Below are 25,062 nucleotides of genomic sequence, written 5' to 3'. Positions count from 1 at the left end.
TATGAAAAATTGGATCTTGGGCTTATGCATGACCTTGTTGTCATTCCAATTACTGGCCTTTCCTTTGGAAATCGAAAATAAGTTTGGTGTCACCAAGCTTAGTAAGCAGCCTGTTCGCATTGTGTCGGTGGGTGTTAGTGACCAAGATGACTTATTGGCACTAGGTATCAAGCCATTAGCCACACGTGAATGGTATGGAAATCAGCCTTATGCAGTCTGGCCTTGGGCGCAAGACGAACTGGGAGATGCCAAACCTGTAGTACTAAAAGGTACTTCCTATGACTACGAACAGATCGCAAGCTTAAAACCAGATCTTATCGTAGGCGTATCTTCAGGAATGACTCTGCGCGAATATGAGCAACTGTCAACGATAGCGCCAACTTTGGCGCAATCGAGTGAGTACCCTGATTGGATGATGCCTTGGAATGAAAAGCATCGAATGATAGGTCAAGCTGTTGGTCTAGAAGCTCAGGCAGAACAAAATGTACAAAATATTGTTGAGCGTCTAAATGATGTTAAGGCGGCTCACCCTGAGTTTAAGGGAAAAACGGCGGTTGTAGCGTTTTATTACAACAAGCAGCCAGGCGCATACGCAAGCAAAGACCTACGCTCTAAATTTTTGACTGAATTAGGATTTGTCATCCCTGAACAATTTGACCAGTTAGCAGGTAGTGCTTTCTATGCTTCTTTCAGTGAAGAGCGACTTAACCTTTTGGAAACAGACGTCCTTATTTGGTTAGGTGAGGAGAAAGATATCGACTCTGCAAGCACAAGCGCGTTTAGAAAACGCATGCCGTTTCATCGAGAAGGGCGCGAATACTTTACAGGCAATATCGTAGGGGGAGCCTTCTCTTTCTATAGTCCACTGTCGATCAACTACCTAATCGACGAGATGGTGCCGGAGATAGCGAAAATTATTGGTAATAATTGATTAATCTCATTGAGAATGAGTCTCACTTTAGATTACATTAGTCACAATTAGCTAAATCACAGATTTACGAGAAACCTATGAACCACACAAGAATGCGATATCTGCTTGTTGCAGGCTTATCCATGACGAGCTCTTTGGCTATGGCCAATGAACAGGCAACATTGCAAAAATCTCAGAATATTGAGACTCAGATAACGCAAAGCGCTGCAAAGACCCAAAATCGCGTTGCAAACAGCAGCGATAAGGCGATGCAACTAGAAGCTGACATCGCAGGACTTAAGCAAGAAGTGCATAACCTTTCTGTTTATAACTCGCACCTTGAAGGTTTGATCGCAAGCCAAGGTAAAGAGCTCGAAGGGTTTGATACGCAACTTTCTCAAATCGATGATACTCGCCAAAGCATTGTTCCTTTGATGTACGAGATGCTAGAAGGTCTTGAAAAGCTCAATGCTGAAGATCGACCAATCCGCACTGAAACTAGAGCTACACGCTTAGATAGTTTGAATGAAATGATGACTCAGGCCGATGTGAGTGACGCTGAAAAATACCGCCGTATTTTGGAGGCTTATCAAATCGAAATGGATTACGGAACTAAAATGGGCGCTTATTCCGGCACTATTGAAGTCGACGGGAAGCCGATCATTGCAGAGCAGCTCTACATTGGTCGCGTTTCTTTAGTGGCTCGCTCAAATGATCGTCAACGCTACTGGGCGTGGGACGACAATAGCAACCTATGGGTGCCACAAAATGGCAGTGTAGGGCGCGAGATTGATAAAGCATTTGATATAGCAGCCAAGCAAGCGTCACCAAGTCTTCTTGAGTTGCCTATTTCGTTGACCCTTGTTGAGAACAATAAGCTTGAAACCACTAAGTTAGAAACCGCTGATTTTGAGACCACCGAGTCTGAAACAGTAAAGGGTGAGGAAAAGTAGTCGATGAAACATCACCTCGCAAAAATCAGTCTAGTGTTAGCGTCAGTACTGTGTGTACTTCCGACTCATGCTAGCCAATCGCTTCTTAATGACACAGTAGCAGCGAAAGCAACAGAGCAACAGCATAATAAACAACGAGAAGCTGAGTTTGCTTCTCAAGAGAAGAAGCTTCAAAGCCAATATGATGCATTGGTAAAGCAGCGCGCGGATCTCAATAAGTCGATAGATTCGCTCAGTGCTCAATTTCAAGACAATGAGAAAAAGCTTTCCGAGAAAGAGAAAGAACTGACCTTAGCTACAGGTAGCTTGGGCGAGATCTTTGGTGTCGTTCGTCAATCTGCAAAAGATGTTCAATTAGAGCAGGAGCGTTCGGTTGCTTCTATTGGACTTGAGCAAGATGTGGCAACTATCAATGACATCATTGAAGCAAAATCTATCCCTTCGAAAGATCAGCTATATGGCCTTTGGCAGTCTTATGTTCATCAGATCAAGGCAAGCTCACAGGCGACGATTATCAATGCCCCTTTTGTGGGTGGTTCAGGTGAGATAGAACACAAGCAAGTGTTGCGTATGGGTGCATTCGCATTGGCGGATGACAATGGTTATCTAGTGTGGAACTCAGATAAGCAAATCGCTACGCCTTATACCGTGCAGCCAAAACAGGCTCTTACTATCAACGCAGATATGAGTGCTGAAATGCCAGTGGTTGCCATTGATGCCACACGCGGCGCTCTACTTGAACAATTAGCCAACAACCCAACCTTGATGCAGCGTATTGAGCAAGGTGGCCTAGTGGGTAAGATCATTATTGGTCTGCTATTGGTTGGTCTGTTAATTGGTCTTTACCGTGCTGTAGTACTGATGTCTATCAAGTCTAAGATAGCCAAGCAGTTAAAAGATGTTGAATCACCGTTGGATGACAACCCGCTTGGTAGAGTGATGTTGGTTCACAAACAAGACCAAAGCCCAACGGTTGAAGCACTGGAGCTTCGTTTGTTAGAAGCGGTAATGGACGAACAAGAAACCCTAGAGCAAGGCATTTCTACCATCAAGCTATTGGCAGCGTTAGCGCCTATGCTTGGCCTACTTGGTACCGTTACGGGAATGATTGATACTTTCCAGACCATTACTCAATTTGGCAATGCTGACCCTCGTATTATGGCGGGTGGTATCTCAATGGCGTTGATCACAACCGTACTTGGCCTGATCGCAGCAATGCCCCTGCTTCTGGTACATAACTTATTATCGAGCCTATCTGAAGGCATTCGCAATGTTGTTGAAAAACAAGGTGTGGGTTTGGTTGCCCAAAGCGCTGAGCGCAAGCACTCAACGAATAGCCAGATTGCACAAGAGGCAACGGCATAATGAACGACATTGCGTCAATTTGGGCGATGCTATCAGACGTACCCCTTGTCGGTTCTATTGAAGAACTGATGTTTCGAGGGGGTCCGGTTCTATGGTGGCTCGCCATTGTGATGCTGGTTTTTTGGATACTTGTTCTAGATAGAATCTTGTACTTCTTTTGGGTGTTTCCTAAGAGTCAGCATGACTGGGTATTAAAGTGGCAACAGCGCTCTGATCGTCATTCTTGGTATGCTCTGTCCCAAAGAAGTGCATGGTTATCGGCATCAGAATCTAGCCTTAAGCGATCACTTTCATTGATGAAAGTGCTTGTCGCTTTGTTCCCAATGCTTGGGTTATTGGGAACCGTAACCGGCATGATTTCGGTATTTGATGTGATGGCAGCCCAAGGAAACAGCGAACCGCGCCTAATGGCAGCAGGCATTTCCATGGCTACGATCCCAACGATGGCAGGCATGGTTGCCGCACTCGTTGGCATGTTTGTTTATTCAAGATTATATGGATTGGCAGAACGTAAACAGTTGCACTTAGAGCGACTGCTGCGAATCCATAGCTGAAGGTTAATATTATGAGATTAGGACGCCGCCGCGAGCGTAACGAAGAAGCACAAGTGGATATGACTTCGATGCTCGATATCGTATTCATCATGTTGATCTTTTTCATTGTGACAAGTTCTTTTGTGCGTGAATCTGGTGTTGAGGTAAATCGTCCTCAAGCCGCTCACGCAACCAATCAAAAAGATGCCGGTATTTTCATTGCCATTACAGATACCAACCAGGTTTACATCGACAAACGCTTGGTAGATGTTGAACGAGTGCAAGCAACGCTTGAAAGTATGATCATTGACAAGCCAGATGCATCAGTGGTGATCCAAGCCGATAAATTTGCCTTCAACGGCACGGTTGTTGAGGTGATGGACGGTGCAAAAGGTGCGGGTATTGAAAAAATCGCACTGGCTACTTCAGCGAAATAGAGACTTTTGATGAAACGATTATTCATTGCGCTCCCCGCTGCTATTTTGATGACCTTTTTTGTGTTTGGCTTTATGACTTGGCTGGTCAATATGGGCAAGACTTCTTTGCCTGATCAAGAGCCAACAGTCAGATTTGATATGTTGCAAGTAGAGCAAGATAGCCAAACACAACGTCGTCAGCGCCAATTGCCAGAACCTCCAGAGAAGCCGGCACAACCGCCAGAAACACAGGTTAGTGACTCAAGCGATGTATCGGAAAATCCAATTTCTTTGGACAATTTAGATTTGCCTCAGGTTGCGTTGGACACTGCGGTTTCAGGGCTAGCTATTTCAAATCCAGGCCCGATGAAGATTGCGCAAAACCAACAGGTGATGCCACTGCATCGTATGGAACCTAGATATCCGGCAAGAGCACTGAGCCGCAAGATTGAAGGCTATGTAGTAATGAGCTTTACCATCAACGAAATAGGTAACCCTATTGATATTGAAGTGGTGCAGAGTGAGCCTAAACGAGTGTTTGATAGAGAAGCGACAAGAGCGCTACAGCGTTGGAAGTACCAACCCTTAGTCGTCAATGGCAAGGCAACGCCTCGAGAAGGTCAAACCGTGAAGTTGGAGTTCAAACTGCAATGATGAACAGACCATTTATTACGCTTGTGCTGACAGCTATTTTGTTTGGTTCAAATGTGAATGCCCAAGAACTGAGCCGCTCTACAGCCAGCCGAGTTCACCAAGCTTATGAATTGCAAAGCCAAGGCGATGACGCAAAGGCGATCGAGGTTCTAGAGGGAGTGGACTCTAGTAGAGCCTTTGACACTTCTTATGTACAGCGAATGCTAGGCATCTTGTATTGGCAGGAAGCGGAAAGCGCGAAAGCTGAAAGGGCGTTGTCGCATTCTGTCGAACTTAAAGGTCTCCCTGCTGAGCAGCATATCGAAACGCAGCGAATGCTGGCGGATATTCAGTTATCTAATGGCAAGATGCGCCAAGCGCTAGATAATTACCATCAGGTTATTGCTCAGAATAAGAATCTCAAATCCTTGCAACCAGAGACGGTTCAACAGATCTGGCTTCGCATTGGGCAAGCTAACTACCAAATGGAAAGTTGGACGTCAGTGTTGAACGCATCGAAGAGTTATTACTCTGCTGGTGGTAAGACGACAACGTCAGTATTGAATCTGCGTCTGGGCGCAGAGCTTTCATTGAAGCAATGGAATAATGCGTTAAAAACCACATTAGTATTAAGAGGACTGGAGCCCGAAACAGAACGTTGGTGGACACAAACACTCAATCTGTACTTAAGAGTAGGGAACTACCAACAAGCGCTTTCAACACTCAAGCAGTATGAGCGAGCAGGGTTTGAACTCACCAAAGATCAATTTCGAATGATGGCCCAACTGTACTCCAAACAAGGTGTGCCAGAGAAGTCAGCTCAAATATTCCATGATTTGAACAAAGGCGATACTGCAAAAGCGAAGGATCTTGCTGTTGAAGCGCAGTACTGGCAACAGGCTCGAGAGTGGAATGAATCGCTTAATGCTTGGGCTAGAGCGTCGAGTAAAGATAGCGATTATCGTTGGTCTTACATTCAATTGCTCATGCAAAACAAGCAGTATACGACAGCGGTATCTCAGTTAAGCAAGGTTGAAGAGAGCTCAAGAAGAGAGCTAACCCGCGTTGAAGCATACTATCGCTTAGGCAATCGAGAGCAGGCACTCAAGCATGCTCAAAAAGCCAACCAGATTAAATCAGACCGAGCTGCGCTGAATTGGATTCGATATTTGAATCAACCACAATAAATAAACAATGCTGCCTTCGGGTGGCATTTTTTATATGTGTTATTCCAGACTGAGTTTCAATTGCTTACGTTTAACTACACATATTGCATCCTTTGATTGTGTATTGAATGTTAAGAAAGGGTAGATTGAGGTTAGGTGCGAACGACTATTGAGGAGAAAAGGATGAAGGTAATCGTAACGGGTGCAAGTAGCGGTATTGGATTTGAGTTGGTAAAACAATTGTGCGCAGAGGGACATCAAGTCTTTGCAACAGGGCGAAACAAAGAGAAGCTAACCGAATTACAAGCGCTAACGGGGTGCCACACTGGCATCTATGATCTCAGCTTATCGGCGAATGTCACTGAGGTGTTCAATCACGCTGTAACTGATCTCGGTGGCTTAGACGTACTCATCAACAATGCAGGGATGAACTCTCGAAAGTGTCCAGTGGATGAGTTTTCAGTTGAAGAGTTAGACTTGCAGTATGCCATTAACTTGCGAGCGCCAATGTTATTGTGCAAGCAAGCGTTGACGGTCATGAAAGCCCAGAAGTCAGGGTACATTTTTAACGTAACCAGCACTGTAGCAAAGAGAGCTAGTGAGACAATGTCTGTATATACGGCAACCAAGCAAGGTCTTTCTGGTTTTACCGGAGTGTTAATGAAAGAAGCTCAGCCATTTGGAATCAAGGTAACCAATTTACTTCCAGGGGGCACTGATACTAGCTTTAGGCAGGCTGATAGACCTGAATATATGCAGCCAGAAAGTGTTGCTCGCACAATACTTGGATTACTCAAACTCCCTGAAGATGTCATTGTTCATGAAATGGTATTCAGACCGAAGGTGGAGTTGGAGTAATTTTGGAGCAAGACTTTTGTTTTTCTAGTTATTGCACTTTTCGAAAATAATGTACAAGCACCGTGAATGTTCAAATAGGCCTCCTACTACTAAAAACCGCCTTTCGGCGGTTTTTGCGTGTTCAGATTACTATGATTTAAGAGCTTTTAGCGCATCAACTATAAACTTGTTTTGGACTTGGTTGTTTTCATTTTTTGCAAATACTTGAGTTATAAGCTCTATCTTAGTATTACGCTGCATTTTTAATTTGTCTGCCTCGCTCATCTCTCCACAATCAAGAGATTCAGTTATTTGTCGAGCTAAAATGCCGGCTTTTAGCATAGCCATTTTGTCAGTGTTAAGGGACACTATCTGCCTAACTAAGTAGAAAAACACGCCAGATAAGCCACCAATAATTAGTGTTGTTGCCGCAACTAAAGGAAGCCTACTAAGTAAAATGTCCCATACATTTACGTCCACTAAATCAGGTAGAATGTCGTTAAGGTTTTGACCATTTGAGTACACGTAGAGAGCCATGCAAACTAAACAAAAGAAAGTAAGGGCTGCGTAGCAATAGTAGCCCCTTAACTGCTCTTCAGTTTCCTTAGAGTGACCAAGCGAGTCGAGAGTCGTTGTGTTCTTGTCATTTTTTGCTTTCTCTAACTCCTCTTTGACAGCAAGCACGGCATTGATTTCATTTGCTAGGTCTTTTTTAAGTGAAAGTAACTTACCTTTCTCTTGTTTTAATAGGTTGGATTCGACTTTCAGCTGTGCTTTTGTTTCTTCTAACTTGTCTTCTGCGTCCGATATTTCATTATTAATTTTATCAAATTTTCTAGTCGCACTATCGGTATCTTTTTTTACTTTGTCTAAATGAACTCTGTGGCTTTCAATGCTGCCCTCTAGATATGATTGCTCTTGCCCTAGTGAATTAAGCTCTATATCAAGTAAATTGCATTGACTACGCTTTGTGTTAATCAACCCATTAATATCATTGAATTTACCTGAGATGTTTTGAATTGCAATTTTAGGTCGGTCACTAGCATCCTGTAGGGCTTTTTGAGTTCGCTCTAATTTATCGTAATCTGTGTGAAGGCTTTGGAAACTCGCAATTTTGAAAGAATGGAACTTGGAATTTCGAGGCAGAATCATTCCGAGAGCAGTTTCATGTACTTTATAAGTGGTCACTAGTTCTGCATTACTCCCAGCATAAAGCTTATTAGATGAACTAGCAGTTTTGTGGGTAATAAATTTCTTTTCTGAACCGATAAATGAAATTAACCTAAGCGCGTTTACATTTTTATTGTTAGGAACATTCGCGCAATTTACCTCAGATACAATCATTGGCTGAGAGAACAGGATTACCTGTTCATCGCGTAGCGCGCTGTCATCATAATTGGCTTTTCGAAGTGCTTTGACAGTAAAATCGAGCTCGCCATCATTAAAGTTATCTGGGTTGAAATCAACAAACCAACGGAATAGAGCAGGGTGATGATTGCTAGAATACTCTGTGTAGAAAGAGTCCAAGGTTTTTAGATATGAGTTAAGTGGCTTTGTTAGGTTGCTGACATCAATGTCTTTGAATAACTCATCCACATTAATATCTTTGATGTCTTCGAACTTACTTTCCATATCTCTAGTCTTACGTATTTCCCTAATTAAATTAAGTGTATCAGGTATACCATTCGCATTGCATATGATTATTTAAAAAATATTACTAAGTTCAATGAATTAATGTTTACTTTCAGATAAAAAGACACTAAATAAAGTTTGTTTATTGAACTATAAAACGATGATAAAATAGACAGAATTGACAACTCAATGATTGCTACGTAACTCCCATCAAATCAACAAGGCACAAATTCGATAGAGGAACTTAATCTGTGTTTCGTGGCTGGGATTCTTTCATCAGAAAGTTTCTCTATTCTATAGAGTTTATTGTCTAGCGACGCAGGCAAAACTACATATTAAGAAAATGGGTTTAATAAACAACTACACCCTGTGTGCCAATGGCGAACTGGTTAAGCATAAGTGTACTGATAGAGAGTGAATTTCTTGTTTTAGACTCTCCTCAGATACGTTAAAGAACGAGATTAACAATTAGGTATTCGGACTTTATTTCTGAGGAGAGTAAGGCGCTAACCAAGTGATTATCTGAATATGGCTATAAGACTAGAGGTAAGGAACAGCGTTTAATAAAACAGATTACCAGACTAAGAAAAGAAACAAATACAACCTAACTAGATTGGTCTGATGCTATTTATCCTACTGATATCGGAATTAACGTCTGGTTAGCGAGAATCAATTATAGGCCGTTTGAGCAAGTCATATGTGGTCAAACCGTCCTATTTAAGTTGGTAAAAACTAACAGATTGAGGTCGTAGAATACTAAGATATAGGGTAAGAATATAAGAAAGCTGCGATTTGCGGTGTTAAATACTTGACACCTATTGATAGAAAAGCAGGCGGTCGTTACTACAGTCTTAATTAGAAAGACGGTGGAAAGCCTTTTACATGGAAGTTAGGTAAGTCAAGTACTGGTGCAACTCTAGTAGAAAATACGAATGAAATTTTTAGTGTAGTCGATTAGATAGTTGATCAGGTCTATGCATCACCAAAAGTTTTATTGCAGAAAGTTTCGTTTAAAATGCGAACAGTATCAATGCGTTAGTCGGTAACTTGTTGCATAATAATAGTGCACCCGAAAAGCATAATGAATAAGCCCAACGGATAGCCTATTGACCCACTTTGTTAGTCTTCTCTGCAAATAGGTGGTGGGGTTATGAACAAGAAAATGACATTTTGGGGTAATCAAGGCGGCACTTTGCTAGCGTTTACTATTGCGATGATCGCATGGGCGTTTAACTTATATGTGCTGTTCGGCGTTTTTATCTTAGCAACATTGATTAAAGTCGCACAAAGTCGGTAATTTAGACTTTGGTACAGGTCGACTATCAACCTGCACTTCAGGGAGTGTTTTGGGCCTGTATAGCGTCGCTTTTAACGCTAATGTACCGGCCCAATGACCACTTCTGCATCGTGAAAGTGGTCTACTCTAAGACATCGAATCTTAGCTTACGTTTATCCAATTCTTCTTCTAGAAACTTCAGAAGTAGTTGTGTATCTGACTCGAAATTTTCCTGTTTGTTGGTGCTCGCTATTCCTAAGTCCGTTAAATCCAAAGCGTTGTCTATCAGTTTTTGACTATCCCTAACGGCTACTTCACCGGATGTTGCTCGGAGTTTCTTGGCTAAATTTACGTAGTTGTAGATAGCAGAAAGAGTGTTGAGAGACACTTTTGACATTAAGGTAGACCTTTTGTAATACACACAAGTGCAGTCTAAAGGATAAACCTGAAATTAATGTGACCATTTTACGCCAAATTAAAAAAATGGTGTTGGTACGTCATGAATTGCAGCCTATTTATTCATGAGTTTTCTTCTCTATCCTACTGATTAGCAATACTTTTCCTGTTACCGAGTCCTTTTATTGCCAGTCTTATAATCACACTTTCTAGAAATTTTTAGCGCAGAACTACTCCATAATTGAAGTTAAAACGTAATAAATTCAGCTGCTTATATTGAACAATAAAACTTATTTGAGTGATCGTTCAGATATATCTTGAACGATCGTTACCGCGAGCGTATAGTTTATTCCATCGGCAGGGGGAAGAGGCTCCTGTGAAAACGGGTCTCATACGAATGCAAAGCACTATTACTGGAGAGAACAAATGAGAAAATTCACACTACATACAGAAGAAACCGCGCCACAAAAAAGCAAAACAATCTTGGAAGGTGCAAAGAAATCAATGGGTGTTGTCCCAGGTCTTTATGCGGTAATGGCTGAATCTCCAGAAACATTGAAAGCCTATACACAATTGCATCAGCAGTTCACAGCAACCTCATTTGACGCTGAAGAGTTGACGGTTGTGTGGCAAACCATCAATGTAGAGCATGAATGTCATTACTGCGTTCCAGCTCATACTGGTATTGCTCACTCGATGAAGGTAGATCCGGCACTGACTGAAGCGCTACGCAATCAACAAGCTATGCCAACTGCGAAACTGCAAGCTTTGCATGACTTTACTCTTGCTATGGTGCGTCAGCGTGGTGAAGTGACAGAAGAGCAACTGAATGCCTTCTTTGCTGCGGGATACGGGCAGCAACAAGTACTCGAAGTGATTCTTGGTTTATCGCAAAAGGTAATCAGTAACTATGTGAATCACGTGGCGAAAACGCCTGTGGATCCAATGTTTGAACAGTTTTCTTGGACCAAATAGTCATACCAACCATAGTAAATAACGGTTCACCCTAGCTTGTTAAAACACTCGATAACGGGGTTTATCCTGCGCTATTTCTGATTACTTACTGTGATTGGTATGAATATGACACGATAGATTTTTGTACTGTAAGAAAGAGGGCTTGTGTTCATTCACAAGCCCTTTGTTGATTTATTCTACTTTAAGTTTTTGGAAGTACTCTTCGTACAACACGCTGGCTTCTCCCACTTCATCCTGCCAAGTGCCTGTTTCTAAGGCTTCTTTCGGAGGGTACACGTTCGGGTTTTCTGCAAACTCTTTCGGTAGTAGGTCGTGAGCGGTCGCCACTGGAGTAGGGTAACCAATCTCTAGTGCGATCTTGGCTGCATTTTCCGGGCGCAATAGGAAGTTGATCATCTTATGGGCCGCTTCAACGTTTTTAGCGCCAGATGGAATCGCTAAGCTGTCCATCCAGAAGATAGTGCCTTTTTCTGGCCAAATAATGTCAATTGGAGCACCTTCTTCACGAGCCATGTAAGCTGAGCCATTCCACAACATACCTAATGATACTTCACCTGCCATGTATGGGTTCGCGGGAAAGTCTGAATTAAACACCAATACATTAGGCATTAGCTTTCTCAGCTCTTCATAGGCAGCTTTAATTTCATCAGGATTGGTCGTATTTGGCGAGTATCCTAGCTTGGTTAAGGCAATATGGAAGACCTCACGAGAGTCATCCATTAGCATTAGTTGACCCCGCCACTCTTCATCCCAAAGGTCATCCCACTTGGTGACAGAAGTTCTATCAACCATTTCTGAGTTGACTCCAATGCCTGTTGCGCCCCAGATATAAGGGATAGAGTAACTGTTGTTAGGGTCAAATGGCTTGTTTAGGTAGCTAGGATCAAGATCGGCAAAGTGAGATAACTTGGTTTTGTCGATCTCTTGCAGCATGCCTTCTTTCCGCATTTTCGATACGAAGTATGTGGATGGCACCACTAAGTCGTAACCAGAACCTTGAGTCTTTAGTTTGGCGTACATGCTTTCGTTGGATTCATAGGTGGAGTAAATCACCTTAATGCCAGTTTCTTTTGTGAAATCTTCTAGTACCTGGTTTGGAATGTATTCCGACCAGTTGTAGAAATACAATTCTTTGTCGGCTGCCAATGCAGGCAAAGAAAACAGTGTCGCCGCACAAAGGGCGCTAGCATAGAGTTTACTTTTCATTACTTTTCCATTTAATTATCGCCCGAAGACTTTTCCATCACGATCAAGTCGATATGAGCAATGTAAACTAATCTGCTGATCAGAGGCGATCAGCAGGGTTTTAAACACCAGATAATATTAGACTATTTCACTTTTTCCCGTGCGAGAAGCTGAGAAATTATTACCAGTATTAGAGAGACAATGAGCATCACCGTTGCCAGCGCATTCACCTCGGGAGAGATGCCTACTTTTACCATCGAGTAGATCTTAAGCGGCAATATCTCGTAAGCGGGGCCGGTAACAAATGAGCTGATAATGACGTCATCAAGCGATAGGGTAAAGCTGAGTAACCAACCTGCCGCAACCGCTGGCATAGCGAGCGGCAGAATGATTTGCTTTAGGATCACCCACTCGCCAGCACCAAGGTCCTTGGCGGCTTCAAGCATTTTCACATCAAAACCATTCAGGCGACTGTATACTGTCACCACTACAAAGGGCAGGCAAAAGGTAATATGGGCTATCAATAGGGTAAAGAACCCTAGCTGTGCACCGATAACCAAAAACAGCGCCAGTAAAGATATGGCCATGACAATATCGGGAGACATCATGACCACAAACAACATACCGTTAACTGCTCGCTTGCCTTTGAACTGGTAGCGAAATAGCGCAACTGCGGTAAGGCTACCAATAATCGTGGCTGCTGTGGCTGAAAATACAGCGATGTTTAACGAGTGCCATGCCGCCTGCATCAAACTATCGTTGTTGAGTAAGCTTTCATACCATTTAGTGGTGAAGCCTCCCCATTTCATACCAAATTTGCTGGCATTAAAGGAGTTCGCGATCAGTACGATAATAGGCAGATATAAGAACGCATACACCAGCGTCATAAAACTAAATCTAAGTGTACGCCCCATCAATCCAGCTCCACTTTTCTATTCAACAGCTTACCAGCGCGATAATACGCATAAAGCATGATGGCCATCGCAAGAGTAAGGGCGATACTGGTAGCGGCGCCAAACGGCCAATCCCGAGCATTGAGTACCTGACTCTTGATCACATTACCAATCAGTAGGTTCTTAGCGCCGCCTAGTAGGTCGGATACATAGAACATACCCAGTGCAGGTAACAGAACTAGTAAGCAGCCACCAATAATGCCTGGCATGGTCAGTGGCAATACAACACGAGTAAAGGTTTGTAGTTTGTTTGCGCCTAAGTCCTTTGCCGCCTCGATATAGGTATCATCAAGCTTTTCTATAGCTGAATAGAGAGGCAGTATCATAAAAGGGAGCAGGATGTAGACGAGACCAATCATTACCGCTGTTTCCGTGTACATGATACGCATTGGTTTATCTATGATGTCGATAGCCATCAGCGACTTATTCAAAATGCCTTGAGTGCCTAACACTATCTTTAACCCATAAGTACGAATTAAAGAGTTAGTCCAAAACGGTACGATAACCAAGAACAGCATAAATGGGCGCCATTTAGGTGGCATCTTGGCAACGATGTAGGCAAAAGGGTAACCGATGATCAAACACATCACAGTGGCAATGATTGCCATGTAAAAGGAATGCCACAACACCTTTGCATACAAGGGATCCATTAGACGTGCGTAGTTGTCTAAGGTAAATGTAAGCTCAATTAAGTTGGCTTCATCACGAGTTAAAAAACTGGTACCTATGATCATGACATTAGGTACAAGAACAAACAGTGTTAACCAACCAACGATCAGAGCAATGATCGCATTCTGAAGATTAAACCTCTTGCTCATCATGAAGAACGACCTCCCAACTCTCCACCCATGTGATGGCCACTTTTTGCCCTAAAGAATGGTCTACATCTGGGTCATCTTCATTGAAGAATTCGCTGATCATCACCTTAAGACCCGACTCTAATTCAATGACTGAATCTAAAGTCATACCTTTATAGGTTCGTTCAACGACATGACCAACAATCCCTTTTTGTTCTGACTCGCGAATCTCTTCGAGTCGTAAATCTTCTGGGCGAAGTAGTACTCGCAGTTTTTCATTCTCAATGATGGGTTTGTCAAAGTAGACCACAGAATCGACACCCTCTATGGTTGCGCGAATGCGTTTCTCGTCTAGACGCTCTTTAGCGATAGCATCAAAGACGTTAATCTCGCCAATAAAACGAGCCACAAATAGGTTCTTTGGTTCTTCGTAGATTTCACGCGGTGTGCCGTCCTGCTCTACAACACCGTCTCGCATTACGATAATGCGGTCTGACATTGATAGTGCTTCTTCTTGGTCATGGGTAACAAAGATAAAGGTAATGCCAAGCTGGCGCTGAAGTTGTTTAAGCTCCATTTGCATCTGTTTTCTTAGTTTGTAATCCAAGGCGGATAGTGACTCGTCCAACAACAGAACTTTAGGCTTATTTACTACTGCACGCGCGATGGCAACACGCTGCTGTTGACCACCCGATAATTGACTAGGCTTGCGCTGGCTCATGGCGCCTAAGCGAACCATTTGCAGGGCATCCATCACACGAGGTTCGATGTCGGCTTCGGCAACTTTTTGCATGCGTAAGCCAAACGCTACATTTTCAAATACCGTCATGTGTGGGAATAGGGCATAGCTTTGAAAAACTGTATTTACGTGCCTTTGTTCGGCAGGAACATCAGTTACGTCTTGCTCGGCAAGAAGGATGTTGCCTTTGTCGACGGTTTCAAATCCAGCAATCATGCGCAAGACTGTCGTTTTTCCGCAGCCTGATGGACCCAGAATAGTAAGGAATTCACCATGGTTTACATCTAGATTTAGATTTCCGATGATTTCTTTGCCATCAAAACTTTTGCTTACGCCTGTTAAACGAATTACAGGTTGTTCATTATGTTGTTGAGCGTCCAACGTTTGTATTTCTCCTACGCACCTAGTTGCCTAAGTTGGGTACCAATATTTTTGACGAAAACCAATCAAAAATAATAATATCAATAAGTTAAAGTAAAAAATGTCTGTAAATTCAGACAGTTCTAGGCTCTATTAAACGTAACTATTTCTCAGGGCCTTTGATGATCCTAAGCTTAATCGAAACTATTGAAAAATTGCATTAATTTTTAACGATAACCCCTTGTTTTTCATAGTTGCTACTAGGGCTTGTTAAATCTAAGGGGGCGTTAATTTTGAGTATAGATGACGCAGTAAATAAATGTGAGCCAACAAGACGCTTCTTCTTGAGATACGGCTTATATATATCTATGATTTAATTATAATTCTTTGTCTTGTTGAATCGATGGATCTAAATCTTCTTACTACGTTTCTCACGGTGTATCGTTGCCGGTCTATAACTCAAGCGTCAGAACAACTTGAACTCACTCAACCAGCGGTAAGTGCAGCCCTAAAGCGTTTAGAGGCTGTTGTCGGCAAGGCATTGTTCGTGCGAGAGGGGCGTGGAATTGCGCCAACCGGTGCTGCTGTCGCTCTGGCTAATAAGATAGAGTCCCCTCTATCTGTGTTAGAAACTATCGAAGCTCAAGATGATGCGCTAAAAGTGCATTGCAGTGAAACGGTATTACACCTTCTAAAAGATATTCCCGGCATGGAATTTTCCGATGCACCTCTTGATGAAGAGGAAGTATTCGACGACCTAATGAGTCAAAAGGTAGATCTACTCATTGATGTATTGCATAGCAAGCGTCATTCATTTGTAGTGGAAGAAGTTTTTACCGAAGACCCTGTTTGTTTGGCTCGTAAAGACCACCCAAGAATAGGAGAGACAATGTCGTATGAGGAGTACTACAGAGAGCAGCACATTGCCCTTAAGATTCGTCGAAGTGAGATGAATACAATTGATTTCCTTTCTGATACACCCGTTGCGCCACGTTCTGTTAAGGTCGAAACCTCTTCGATTTCTGGAATGCTAATGCTGGCCTCCGATAGCGATTATATTGCCTCGGCAAACCGTAGCTTGGCGGAGCGAGTGGCTCCTATGCTTGGGCTTAGAATATTTCCTTATCCCCTCCCTTTGAATCAACTCCATTACAGAATGATCTACCATAGACGCTATCTGCATGATGAAAACCACAAGCAGAAGAGAGAGCAAATAAAGGCGATTTTCAAACAGCATCAAAAATAGTGTTTTGTAGATCTTATCATGGTTCTTGATAGCGCTATTTGGGTTTGGGTACCCTTAGCAATCGCTATAGTGTTTGCTTTGATTGGCAACAATCGCCCAGCTTTTGCTGTTCTTTGCGTCGCTTTATTAGGGGCTTTGTTTGAGGAACGCCTCTCAGTTCTAGGGTTGGCCTTTACTGTATTTGGTTTTGCGGTTGCTTCTCAAGTACCAAGAGTGCAAGGCTATAAACAATACTTGGCCCTAGCTGTGACGATTGTATGGTCGTTGGGCATGGCGCTGCATTGGCTCCCCGGTTTTGCTAATTTATTAGTGCTAGATAAGGTACAGGCAGGCGCTGGTAGTTATCCATTTACTATGTATCTTAACCTCGATAAGCCTCTTATCTTCTTTGCTTTACTGTTGGCATTTCCCCGGTTATTAGGAAAAGCCAAGCCTGTTGAGTGGGAGACACTCGTAAATCCCTTGATTGCCTTGGCGAGCTTATTGCCTATTGCTGTGATCTTTGGAGGATTAGGGTTTGAATTGTCATTGCCAAACTGGTGGTGGCTGTTCTTGTTCAACAATTTACTTCTAACCTGCGTGGCAGAAGAAGCGATATTTCGTGGGTTTGTACAGCAAGAGATCACTAAACAATTTGGTTGGAAGATTGGTTTGATTATCGCAAGTATCTTGTTTGGAATTGCTCACCTTGCTGGGGGATGGTTATTGGTTGCGTTTGCTACTATCGCTGGCGCTTGTTATGGAATGACGTTCTATCTTACTGGTCGCCTTTGGGCAGCTGTACTGGTGCACTTCATGTTTAATTTCACGCACTTACTATTTTTTACTTATCCGATCGCCATTCGTTAATCAGTGTTTATTTCTCTCCATTGATATAATCTCAGTTTATGTCTTAACCCAAAATGGATTTATATATCTAATGTGATGTTTATCTCATAATCCTCTCCATGTTCTGAGCACATAGCTCTTCGTACCAAACACTGGAGATTCCAATGAAAAAACTATCCGTTCTATCTGCTTCAATTGCAGCGCTTCTTTCTACTACAGCTATCGCAGCGCCAGTTGAAGTTTACCTAGAACAAAATGTTGCATCTAATGCAGCGGACAATGGCGACTACGCAACAGAAGCGGGCGCAACTATTCAAACGTCTGAAAATGGCTATGTAAATATTGCTTTTGATGACCAAGGTTGGTTGGCTGCAGGTTACGGACATGATTTCCACCTTTCAGACCAAGTTGAACTGAACCTTTACGGTGAGCTTGGCAAGTGGGATACAGGTTCTGATGCATTAGCAGAAGCCGTGGTTACCTTTAACGTAAGTGATAACTTTAATGTATTTGGTGGCTATGCTTACAAACGTTCTGAGTTGGACGTATCGAACTTAATTAGCGATGCAGATTACGGCATCAACAGCAATCAGTTCATTGCTGGTTCATCACTTACATTTGGTATGGTTAGCCTAGACTACACCTACACACATGAAAATAGCGATGGCTCAAGTGCTGGTATAGTACATATCGGTAACCAGTATTACGCTACTAATGGTGACTACCATACTAACCAGCATGAAGTTGTTCTTTCAGCAGAGATGGACAACTGGAGACCGTACGTTAGTTATACTTACCTAAATACTAGTGATCTAGTTAGTGAATACTCTAACGTAGGTGAAAATGACAATATCGTTACTCTAGGTGTTGCATACCAATTCTAATTAAATACTAGCAACATCACTTGGCTAGGTGTTGACTTACTAACTAGTAAATAAAGCAAATGGATTTGCTTCTAATTATTCTAAGGTTTATCTATGAATAGAAGCACTCGAAATCGTTACCTTATTAATATTCTTGCTATTATTGGCTTACTGCTTTTCTCTGCGCTTCCTACTGTTTCTGCCAATATTGATAAAACCTCTTATCCTATCCTTGATAAAGATATATCTTTAGCTTTGGGGCTTTCTACAAGCTACGAATAACCTTAAGTCTACTATTATTTTCTTGCTACTCACACCTATGTATTTTCTTATATTAGGTGAAAAGTTCTAATTCCTGTTCGTAAATATTCTAGTTCTATCATCTTGAAGGTAATATATGAAAAAACGACTCTCAGCGTTATTTATTGCCACTATGGTTTACGTATCTTTACCCGCACTTGCTGAAAACAATGAAAGTGATTCTTTGTTCAGTCGTAACAATGCTATTTTGGCGGTAGGAGCAGTAGACACAGTGAATCGTTACTGTGTTGAACTGGGCAAAATGCCGCTAGAGCTTTTCGAAACACTGACCTTAGATATGCGTGAAAACATCGAGGGCTTATCGCTTGAAGCTTATGGCGAGGAATTTGCTTTTAGTGAAGCGCATGAAATGTATATCGAAGGCATAGACTTGGGCGAGCGCTTGATTCGTGATGCAGAAGAAGAAGGACATGTAAAACAAATGTGTGCGCTTCCTGAGTCGAGACAAATGATTCTGTAACAGTCGTTCGGCGTTACTTCTGTCAATCGCTGTTTAAAAACCGCTATGAGAGTTACCTTGTAGTAGCCTTAGTTGATTTTATAATATCCTATCTGTTTTTGATGCTATAACAAATTTCGATTAAACACAAAGCACAAATACCATTAATGTATGTTCATAAGTTTACCTTATATGTTTTTAGCTAACTTGTAGGTAAAATTGCTCGCACAAGAATGAGATGGCCTTCTAAATATTAAAAGTACGCATGTTGCTTCATCAATATTGCGGAAATATCTTAGATGTAAGCCACCGATGAATCAAACAGGCGCAGTAGTTGCTAGGAGGTTTTATTTGTTGGTGTAATGAAACCTTTTAGCCTACTCGCCTTGTTTGTTCATCCATTTAGATAAATAACAATGATTAAGCAACAGTATAAGTTGCAAAATTGCATATTAAATAATAGTCCTAGTATGTAATTATTTTTCAATATTGGATATTGATGCAGAAATGCCACTAGAACTGCAGCACATGGAAGTGTCATTTTTTAGACTCCGATCCTCACCCTTTCTTGTTCAAACACGTTTTCAGCTCACGCATTAGCATACTCTTAACTGATCTTCTTCAAGGTCGCCCTCTTTGCTAGAACAGCCTAACCTAGGTAATTTTACCAAAAGTAACGTATTGATTTTTCTTTGAAACACAAATAGTTCATTATCTAATGATGAGATAGTTTTGCAGAGGAAAAAACAATGACCTATAAGCTAGAGGTAGATTTACACACGCATACATTGGCGAGTGATCATGCTTTCAGCACTATACATGATTATGTCAGAGAAGCGCCTAAGCGTGGTATTCGATTGTTTGCCAATACTGACCATGGTCCTGATATGGAAGATGCACCTCATAGATGGCACTTTGTGAATAGCCTGACTTTTCCTCGTGTCGCAGATGGAGTAGGCATTCTTCGTGGTATAGAGAGTAATATTAAAGATCTGCAGGGCAACATCGATATCGATGAGTCTATCCGTTCCAGCCTAGATATCATCCTCACGGGTTTTCATACCCCGGTGTTTGCGCCAAGAGATATAGACTCGAATACAGAAGCAATGCGCAATGTGATAATGAGCGGCAAGGTTCATGTGGTGACGCACCCTGGCAATGTGAATTTCCCTATCCATATTGAAGAGATTGTTAAGACCGCCGCGAGAGAAAATGTTGCGTTGGAGATCAACAACAGTTCATTCCTGTATTCGCGAAAAGCCAGTTATGCAAACTGCCATAAAATAGCGGAGCTTGCTAAGAAATATGATACACCGATAAGTGTGGGTTCTGATGCGCATAACGCTTGGGATTTAGGACGTTTTGACAAAGCTAAAGCCCTGATTACTGACGTTGATTACCCAGCAGAACGTGTTATCAATAACACGGTTGATTCACTGTTTGCTTATCTCGCCACCAAAGGCATTGATATAGCTGATGAGTTTGAATTTTAGTCTTTAAAACCTTTGCGAGCTCAGTAGCCATACTGAGCTTTTCTTTGAAGTGCATTTATCCATTATGAATCTATTTATAAGAACAATTTCGAATTTTTATGTCATTACATTATCCTGCGTGATTGCCTTCTCGCTGTTTGCAGGGGCAGTGGTAGCACCGGTGATTTTTAACTCTTCTTCGTGGTTAGGAGAGTCGGTACTTAACCGATTCCAAGAAGGGTTGATGATGACGGAAGTCTTTGTGCGACTGTCTTACCCGTTGATCGCAGTTTGCCTGTTTTCTTTGGCTTATGAAGTGCTTAACTATTGGAAAAAAGATTCCGATTGGATTGCACTGATCAGCATGAGTTTGATGGTGGGAACGGGCTTGTTATTTGGCTTTTACTTTATCCCTGAGATCTTGCACCTGCAATCGCAAGGACCTATCGCTACGCAAAGCCCAGTGTTTGCCTCAATCCATAAAACGTCGGAGATCTGCTTTAAGATCACTGTTCTATCGGGGCTGGTTTTAGTGTTTCGTAATATACTAAAAATGAGTCGTTAGACTACTCATTTTTGCAATCATAGTTTGGTTTTCAGGTTCTCAAATCTTCGTACATACTGATTTTTAGTTATTCAACAGAGCGCAGTAAGTCGTATCAAAATGCGCCTTTGATACTTTTGAAATGTAGAGGATTTACGATGAATTTGAAGGTTAAAGGTCTCGTATTAGCGATGGTTTCGGCGCTAGTTTTGAATGGTTGTGATAGCGATAAAGTGAAGGCAGAGCTTGATCATGCAGGCCATAAAATTGGCGAAACAGCTCACGAGGTTCGTCATAATATTCGTAAAGAAGCAGATCGCCTTCAAGATAAACTGACCGAAAATGCAGAGAAAGAGAGTCTGCGTCAGTTGGGCCTTGATGAAGCTGATATTGACTATGTGATTAAACATAATCCTGATGATGCAATGGCAGTAGCGAAAAATAGCGATAGAATTTTGTCTGACATCCATTTTACTTACGAAAGTAGCCTTACAGAGATTACAAAATCCAATATTCCAAATATCCAATATGCAACATGGGGTTCAAATTCTAAGGCAAAGGTTCAGAAAATTTGGGGCCGTGTAGCATTTGTTGTGAACTCTCCTCGTTTTGCAACACGCTTTAATGAACAAACCGCACTATTAGATTCTAGAACCTTCGAAGGTGGTACTGGAGACGCACTGCAAGTTCCTGCAAATTATCAAGCATTCATAGATGTAGCTTCAGACGCTATATCAAATGGTAACAATGCCTATAAGTTGGAAGCATTTGGAAATCAACCAGAAAAAAGCTCTGGAGGTAATGCTTGGGGGCAAATGGGTTTACCAGAAGTATTTTTAAACCCACAAGAGATTGATAACTCGCCTATAAATCAAACCGCGCCTCTGCTATTGCATGAACTAACCCATACTTTTGGTTACAACCACAACGATCAAAGTGGCAGCATTCAAATACTGTTTGCACCTAATAATATTCCTTATTACGTGCAACTTATCACGACACCAGGTGGTATGAATCAGCAGGATTATCCGAGCCTAGAAGACTTACATAGCTATATCGTAGCTCAGAAAACCACGCCTTATCCCTCTGGTAAGAATGCAGATTTGTTTACCCAATATTTTGGACGATAAATATAAAAAGCCGGCATAATCGCCGGCTTTGTTTTAGTCACTTAATGATTAATTTAGCTTAGAGCGACCTTTTACAAAGAAGCCGGTCAAAATCAGCATCAATAGTAAGAAGTCGAAGCTACCACCACTTGAACCTTGGCCATCTTGAGAGCCGTTGTCTCCGTCAGTATCACCATCAGTATCACCGTCATTTTTCTTGAACTGGAAAACAACAATCGCAGGATCGTGGTCTGAAGAACGGTACGGGTCGCCATACTTAGGCAAGTCACCGCTGTATTGAGTTGAGTACTCAAACAAAGTGGATTCTACCGCGTTAATAGGCCAAACCTGAGCATCCACTACGTAACCTTTAAGATCGGAATCTACTAGGATGTAATCGAGAGTACCTACTGTATCGTTGTAAGAGTAGCTATAAGTATGCGGCTTCATCTCTTCCACAATATCTAGGTAGCCGTACGAATGCTCAATCAATGCACCTTCGTCGCCGTGCAGTGGAGTACCGTCGGTTTCATCACCACCAACATAAGTGTTGCGTGCAGCGTAGGTTTTATAGTCTGCTGGAGCATGATCGCGGTTCGTCAGTACAAGCATTGGGTCTTCCAAACCGTAGCTGTTTAGGTCTCCCATTAAGACTTTATAACCGTCAATTTTCTCTAGCTCTTTCGCTAACTGATAAGCCGCTGAGACGCGGAAGTGCTCACAGCTACCTTGCAGGTTTACGTCGTTCTTTTGGTCGTCGGTTTGTTCATCTTCCCAGCACGTTGAACCCTTAGATTTAAAGTGGTTCGTTGAAATTACTAGGTCTTCTTTAGCATGATTCACCTTAAACGAAGCGGTAAATGCATCACGTTGGTACGCGCGTTTGAAGTTACCATCTTCTAACTGAACATGCTGTTGAGGCATTTCAATGATATGAATGTCACGCAGTTGAGCAGCGTTTGAGCGGTAGATGATCTTGTTGGTAATAGCATCTGTACCAACATAGCCTTCACCCTCTAACTTCTTAGGCATAGCAATTTCGTATTGCTCTTTCTTGTCTAAACGGCTGTTCAATTCCTCGACAAGTGCATAGATTGCAGAAGCTTCATCAAAACCGTTATTTTCAATCTCGATTAGACCGTAAATATCAGCATCAATAGCGATTAAAGACGAAACAATCTTGTTTAGCTGAACATCATAGTCCTCGAGGTTAGTTGCACCGCGGTTTTGCTCAAGAGGGTTATCACGACCACCAAATGGCGAAGTGAAGAAGTTCTCTACGTTGAAGCTTGAAACGACCAATTCACCTTCTTGTAGGTTTGGCGTGATTGGGCGTTCATTGTCGGCAAATGTATCGCTATTTGCTTCGTTGTTTACATATAGTCGGTATTCAGAGTACGAGTAACCTAGTACACCAGTCAGACCTTCATCACCAAAAGTAGCACCGACACGGATGTAATCGTCAGTCGTTCCAGTACCGTTGTCTTGAGCAAAATTTGGATACCAAGGCACTACACCATTGCTTGCGGCAACAGGAGACTCAACATACAAACGACGTTCTGCGTTACTTGCATCTTGCGCTTTTGCCGCGTCGGTAAGAGGAACATTAAACTGGTTTGGATGATAGTTTACAGTCTGGTGGCTCAATACCATATTGTTACGATACGAGTCGTAATCGAATCCGAAGGTACGAGCTACGTGCATATCTGTTTCGTTGTTTACGCGAACCAACATACCTTCATAACGCTCTAAGGTATGTTCAAAGTTCTCATCGCTGTCTAGGGCTACAATGGTAGTAGGATTAATGGTTGCTGTGTTACCAGTAGTTTCAACAAAGGCTGGCACTGTGGTTGAACCAAGCTGAGTCCAGCCATAGTGCTCATGTACTTTGGCTGTGGCTATGACTTCGTCCCCAACATTCAAGTTGTTGGTGTTTGCATTGACGAAAATGCCGTCAGAAGTTTTTGGGTTATGGTCACCAGTCTGATCTTGCATAAAGAAACCAGTCAGCAGATCGTTACCTAGTTTAGAGGTTTGAACATGCGTGATGATGCCAGTAACTTCAAAGGTTTCATCTGATTCATATTTATGGTTTTCAGGGTCAGTATAAGGTGACCACATTCCTTCGCCTTGAAGTTCCATAACTGTCGCTGGGATACCAGTAGGTGGCTCAGGAGGCTCTGGTGCTTCACAGGTTTCTGCTACCTCGCCTAAACTTGACCAGTCATTCGTTGGTAAAGTGAACCACTGAGATTCATCCCAGATAGGACTAGCTTGGTAGTTACAACGTACTAACGTGATATCTTTATTGAAATCTTGGCAATTAGCACCACTAGTGTTCTCAAATCCAACAGTGTCGATAACTGTGCCGTTTTTCACCAGTCTAATAGCATCATCGCCGTTAAAATTGGCTAGACTGTTATCTTGTGCATCAAGTCTAGATAAAAAATCTGCTTCGTTTGGATTATTGCTTTGTCCAGAGTGCCCAACAACGTATGTAGATAAAGGTGATAATACAATACCGTCTAAGGAATGTTCATTTCCCCAGTCGCCTTTACAGTTCATTAAATTTTGTAGAGCATACCCATTTAAAGAGACTGTTTCATTTCCAGTATTAGCTACCTCAATAGCTTTATGGAAGCCAGTGCCTTCAACAACTTCAGAAATTATTATATTAGCGCTTGCACTGGATGCAAAAATCGCACAAGGCAGTGTCCATGCTATTTTTAACTTATTCATATTATTCCTTTAGGAGGGTGTATTATTCTCGCCGAATACTATCTTTGGAATGTTACATTAAAAATACATTTAGAGTAAAAGCTCTATCAAGATCTTTGAGGTAAGTAAAATTGTTATTAAACAGTATCTTATGTTGTTTTGTTTTTATGTAAATTACAGGGATATTTAGTCATTTAGTATGCTTTTATTAGCTGAAATATGATCGAATATGAATAATCTTGAAATTTTTTCTTAACAATGAATAAGTGTAAGATAATATTTCAAATGATATTTTGGGTGATTTTTTAAAATAGTTTAGTTTTGTAATGGAAATTTAATTATTAATGATTATCATACACCACTGTTTAGCTGTCCTTAGTCTAAATAAGAATTTCA

25 protein-coding genes are annotated in these 25,062 nt (G+C 41.9%); 18 read left to right on the top strand and 7 right to left on the bottom strand.

Going from position 1 to position 25,062, the window contains the following annotated elements:
* Position 1: 1 nt before the first annotated feature.
* The 8 genes from OCU46_RS15605 to OCU46_RS15570 all read left to right on the top strand — a co-directional run bounded on the left by OCU46_RS15605 (position 2) and on the right by OCU46_RS15570 (position 6,834).
* Positions 2 to 931: an iron-siderophore ABC transporter substrate-binding protein gene (locus tag OCU46_RS15605; protein WP_141271856.1), complete on the top strand. Its 930-nt coding sequence runs from the start codon at positions 2 to 4 to the stop codon at positions 929 to 931.
* Between the two features lie 77 nt (positions 932 to 1,008).
* Positions 1,009 to 1,863: a DUF3450 domain-containing protein gene (locus OCU46_RS15600; protein ID WP_141271857.1), complete on the top strand. Its 855-nt coding sequence runs from the start codon at positions 1,009 to 1,011 to the stop codon at positions 1,861 to 1,863.
* Between the two features lie 3 nt (positions 1,864 to 1,866).
* Positions 1,867 to 3,228 carry a MotA/TolQ/ExbB proton channel family protein gene (locus tag OCU46_RS15595; protein WP_141271858.1) on the top strand — a complete coding sequence of 454 codons (1,362 nt, stop codon included), beginning with the start codon at positions 1,867 to 1,869 and terminating at the stop codon, positions 3,226 to 3,228.
* Positions 3,228 to 3,782, top strand: coding sequence for a MotA/TolQ/ExbB proton channel family protein (locus OCU46_RS15590; protein ID WP_141271859.1), 555 nt, complete (start codon positions 3,228 to 3,230; stop codon positions 3,780 to 3,782). Before OCU46_RS15595 ends, OCU46_RS15590 begins: the two co-directional genes overlap by 1 nt.
* Positions 3,783 to 3,793: 11 nt before the next feature.
* Positions 3,794 to 4,198: an ExbD/TolR family protein gene (locus tag OCU46_RS15585; RefSeq protein ID WP_141271860.1), complete on the top strand. Its 405-nt coding sequence runs from the start codon at positions 3,794 to 3,796 to the stop codon at positions 4,196 to 4,198.
* Positions 4,199 to 4,207: 9 nt separating this feature from the next.
* A complete protein-coding gene (locus OCU46_RS15580) occupies positions 4,208 to 4,831 on the top strand; it encodes an energy transducer TonB (RefSeq protein ID WP_141271861.1) in 624 nt (207 codons plus the stop codon).
* Positions 4,828 to 5,997 carry a tetratricopeptide repeat protein gene (locus tag OCU46_RS15575; RefSeq protein ID WP_141271862.1) on the top strand — a complete coding sequence of 390 codons (1,170 nt, stop codon included), beginning with the start codon at positions 4,828 to 4,830 and terminating at the stop codon, positions 5,995 to 5,997. Before OCU46_RS15580 ends, OCU46_RS15575 begins: the two co-directional genes overlap by 4 nt.
* Before the next feature lie 162 nt (positions 5,998 to 6,159).
* On the top strand, positions 6,160 to 6,834 hold the full coding sequence (locus OCU46_RS15570; RefSeq protein ID WP_141271863.1) for an SDR family oxidoreductase: 675 nt from the start codon (positions 6,160 to 6,162) through the stop codon (positions 6,832 to 6,834).
* A 129-nt stretch (positions 6,835 to 6,963) separates the two neighbouring features.
* On the opposite strand, the gene OCU46_RS15565 is transcribed toward OCU46_RS15570, so the two are convergent.
* A complete protein-coding gene (locus OCU46_RS15565) occupies positions 6,964 to 8,445 on the bottom strand; it encodes a hypothetical protein (protein ID WP_141271864.1) in 1,482 nt (493 codons plus the stop codon).
* A 1,150-nt stretch (positions 8,446 to 9,595) separates the two neighbouring features.
* Between OCU46_RS15565 and OCU46_RS15560 the strand changes: the two genes are divergently transcribed.
* Positions 9,596 to 9,742 (top strand): hypothetical protein, encoded by a 147-nt coding sequence (locus tag OCU46_RS15560; protein ID WP_167495401.1) that lies wholly within the window; start codon positions 9,596 to 9,598, stop codon positions 9,740 to 9,742.
* Positions 9,743 to 9,863: 121 nt separating this feature from the next.
* Here the strand turns inward: OCU46_RS15560 and OCU46_RS15555 are convergent, their stop codons facing one another.
* A complete protein-coding gene (locus tag OCU46_RS15555) occupies positions 9,864 to 10,118 on the bottom strand; it encodes a hypothetical protein (RefSeq protein ID WP_141271865.1) in 255 nt (84 codons plus the stop codon).
* A 425-nt stretch (positions 10,119 to 10,543) separates the two neighbouring features.
* On the opposite strand from OCU46_RS15555, the gene OCU46_RS15550 reads away from it, so the two are divergent.
* Positions 10,544 to 11,092, top strand: a complete 549-nt coding sequence (locus tag OCU46_RS15550; protein WP_141271866.1) for a carboxymuconolactone decarboxylase family protein — start codon at positions 10,544 to 10,546, stop codon at positions 11,090 to 11,092.
* 171 nt (positions 11,093 to 11,263) lie between these two features.
* On the opposite strand, the gene OCU46_RS15545 is transcribed toward OCU46_RS15550, so the two are convergent.
* From OCU46_RS15545 to potA, 4 genes are all read right to left on the bottom strand, one after another.
* Complete coding sequence (locus OCU46_RS15545) at positions 11,264 to 12,298, bottom strand: extracellular solute-binding protein (RefSeq protein ID WP_141271867.1); 1,035 nt, start codon at positions 12,296 to 12,298, stop codon at positions 11,264 to 11,266.
* Between the two features lie 122 nt (positions 12,299 to 12,420).
* Positions 12,421 to 13,191 carry a spermidine/putrescine ABC transporter permease PotC gene (potC, locus tag OCU46_RS15540; RefSeq protein ID WP_017029840.1) on the bottom strand — a complete coding sequence of 257 codons (771 nt, stop codon included), beginning with the start codon at positions 13,189 to 13,191 and terminating at the stop codon, positions 12,421 to 12,423.
* Positions 13,191 to 14,048 (bottom strand): spermidine/putrescine ABC transporter permease PotB, encoded by an 858-nt coding sequence (potB, locus tag OCU46_RS15535; RefSeq protein ID WP_208733555.1) that lies wholly within the window; start codon positions 14,046 to 14,048, stop codon positions 13,191 to 13,193. Before potB ends, potC begins: the two co-directional genes overlap by 1 nt.
* Positions 14,032 to 15,147, bottom strand: coding sequence for a spermidine/putrescine ABC transporter ATP-binding protein PotA (gene potA / locus OCU46_RS15530; protein ID WP_141271869.1), 1,116 nt, complete (start codon positions 15,145 to 15,147; stop codon positions 14,032 to 14,034). Before potA ends, potB begins: the two co-directional genes overlap by 17 nt.
* A 382-nt stretch (positions 15,148 to 15,529) precedes the next feature.
* On the opposite strand from potA, the gene OCU46_RS15525 reads away from it, so the two are divergent.
* From OCU46_RS15525 to OCU46_RS15490, 8 genes are all read left to right on the top strand, one after another.
* Positions 15,530 to 16,372 (top strand): LysR family transcriptional regulator, encoded by an 843-nt coding sequence (locus tag OCU46_RS15525; protein WP_141271870.1) that lies wholly within the window; start codon positions 15,530 to 15,532, stop codon positions 16,370 to 16,372.
* Between the two features lie 18 nt (positions 16,373 to 16,390).
* Positions 16,391 to 17,221, top strand: a complete 831-nt coding sequence (locus OCU46_RS15520; RefSeq protein WP_141271871.1) for a CPBP family intramembrane glutamic endopeptidase — start codon at positions 16,391 to 16,393, stop codon at positions 17,219 to 17,221.
* Between the two features lie 143 nt (positions 17,222 to 17,364).
* Entirely contained in the window at positions 17,365 to 18,084 is a 720-nt protein-coding gene (locus tag OCU46_RS15515; RefSeq protein ID WP_141271872.1) for a hypothetical protein, read from the top strand.
* Positions 18,085 to 18,177: 93 nt separating this feature from the next.
* Complete coding sequence (locus tag OCU46_RS15510; RefSeq protein WP_167495402.1) at positions 18,178 to 18,345, top strand: hypothetical protein; 168 nt, start codon at positions 18,178 to 18,180, stop codon at positions 18,343 to 18,345.
* Between the two features lie 115 nt (positions 18,346 to 18,460).
* A complete protein-coding gene (locus OCU46_RS15505; protein ID WP_141271873.1) occupies positions 18,461 to 18,844 on the top strand; it encodes a hypothetical protein in 384 nt (127 codons plus the stop codon).
* 728 nt (positions 18,845 to 19,572) lie between these two features.
* On the top strand, positions 19,573 to 20,316 hold the full coding sequence (locus OCU46_RS15500; RefSeq protein WP_141271874.1) for a phosphatase: 744 nt from the start codon (positions 19,573 to 19,575) through the stop codon (positions 20,314 to 20,316).
* 160 nt (positions 20,317 to 20,476) lie between these two features.
* On the top strand, positions 20,477 to 20,860 hold the full coding sequence (locus OCU46_RS15495; protein ID WP_244311423.1) for a DUF4149 domain-containing protein: 384 nt from the start codon (positions 20,477 to 20,479) through the stop codon (positions 20,858 to 20,860).
* 137 nt (positions 20,861 to 20,997) lie between these two features.
* Complete coding sequence (locus OCU46_RS15490; protein WP_141271876.1) at positions 20,998 to 21,969, top strand: hypothetical protein; 972 nt, start codon at positions 20,998 to 21,000, stop codon at positions 21,967 to 21,969.
* A gap of 48 nt (positions 21,970 to 22,017) precedes the next feature.
* Here the strand turns inward: OCU46_RS15490 and OCU46_RS15485 are convergent, their stop codons facing one another.
* Complete coding sequence (locus OCU46_RS15485; protein ID WP_141271877.1) at positions 22,018 to 24,687, bottom strand: ExeM/NucH family extracellular endonuclease; 2,670 nt, start codon at positions 24,685 to 24,687, stop codon at positions 22,018 to 22,020.
* Positions 24,688 to 25,062 lie beyond the last annotated feature (375 nt).

Source organism: Vibrio comitans (genome assembly GCA_024346835.1).
Classification (GTDB): domain Bacteria; phylum Pseudomonadota; class Gammaproteobacteria; order Enterobacterales; family Vibrionaceae; genus Vibrio; species Vibrio comitans.
This window is presented reverse-complemented; position numbering and strand designations above follow the sequence as displayed.

Coding starts and splice junctions, on each gene's coding strand:
- OCU46_RS15510 (WP_167495402.1), top strand. CDS start 18,178: ATGAATAGAAGCACTCGAAATCGTTACCTTATTAATATTCTTGCTATT.
- OCU46_RS15490 (WP_141271876.1), top strand. CDS start 20,998: ATGAATTTGAAGGTTAAAGGTCTCGTATTAGCGATGGTTTCGGCGCTA.
- OCU46_RS15605 (WP_141271856.1), top strand. CDS start 2: ATGAAAAATTGGATCTTGGGCTTATGCATGACCTTGTTGTCATTCCAA.
- OCU46_RS15545 (WP_141271867.1), bottom strand. CDS start 12,298: ATGAAAAGTAAACTCTATGCTAGCGCCCTTTGTGCGGCGACACTGTTT.
- OCU46_RS15580 (WP_141271861.1), top strand. CDS start 4,208: ATGAAACGATTATTCATTGCGCTCCCCGCTGCTATTTTGATGACCTTT.
- OCU46_RS15565 (WP_141271864.1), bottom strand. CDS start 8,445: ATGGAAAGTAAGTTCGAAGACATCAAAGATATTAATGTGGATGAGTTA.
- OCU46_RS15555 (WP_141271865.1), bottom strand. CDS start 10,118: ATGTCAAAAGTGTCTCTCAACACTCTTTCTGCTATCTACAACTACGTA.
- OCU46_RS15575 (WP_141271862.1), top strand. CDS start 4,828: ATGATGAACAGACCATTTATTACGCTTGTGCTGACAGCTATTTTGTTT.
- OCU46_RS15570 (WP_141271863.1), top strand. CDS start 6,160: ATGAAGGTAATCGTAACGGGTGCAAGTAGCGGTATTGGATTTGAGTTG.
- OCU46_RS15550 (WP_141271866.1), top strand. CDS start 10,544: ATGAGAAAATTCACACTACATACAGAAGAAACCGCGCCACAAAAAAGC.
- OCU46_RS15600 (WP_141271857.1), top strand. CDS start 1,009: ATGAACCACACAAGAATGCGATATCTGCTTGTTGCAGGCTTATCCATG.
- OCU46_RS15560 (WP_167495401.1), top strand. CDS start 9,596: ATGAACAAGAAAATGACATTTTGGGGTAATCAAGGCGGCACTTTGCTA.
- potC (WP_017029840.1), bottom strand. CDS start 13,191: ATGGGGCGTACACTTAGATTTAGTTTTATGACGCTGGTGTATGCGTTC.
- potB (WP_208733555.1), bottom strand. CDS start 14,048: ATGAGCAAGAGGTTTAATCTTCAGAATGCGATCATTGCTCTGATCGTT.
- OCU46_RS15505 (WP_141271873.1), top strand. CDS start 18,461: ATGAAAAAACGACTCTCAGCGTTATTTATTGCCACTATGGTTTACGTA.
- OCU46_RS15595 (WP_141271858.1), top strand. CDS start 1,867: ATGAAACATCACCTCGCAAAAATCAGTCTAGTGTTAGCGTCAGTACTG.
- OCU46_RS15485 (WP_141271877.1), bottom strand. CDS start 24,687: ATGAATAAGTTAAAAATAGCATGGACACTGCCTTGTGCGATTTTTGCA.
- OCU46_RS15520 (WP_141271871.1), top strand. CDS start 16,391: ATGGTTCTTGATAGCGCTATTTGGGTTTGGGTACCCTTAGCAATCGCT.
- OCU46_RS15590 (WP_141271859.1), top strand. CDS start 3,228: ATGAACGACATTGCGTCAATTTGGGCGATGCTATCAGACGTACCCCTT.
- OCU46_RS15525 (WP_141271870.1), top strand. CDS start 15,530: ATGGATCTAAATCTTCTTACTACGTTTCTCACGGTGTATCGTTGCCGG.
- OCU46_RS15500 (WP_141271874.1), top strand. CDS start 19,573: ATGACCTATAAGCTAGAGGTAGATTTACACACGCATACATTGGCGAGT.
- OCU46_RS15515 (WP_141271872.1), top strand. CDS start 17,365: ATGAAAAAACTATCCGTTCTATCTGCTTCAATTGCAGCGCTTCTTTCT.
- OCU46_RS15585 (WP_141271860.1), top strand. CDS start 3,794: ATGAGATTAGGACGCCGCCGCGAGCGTAACGAAGAAGCACAAGTGGAT.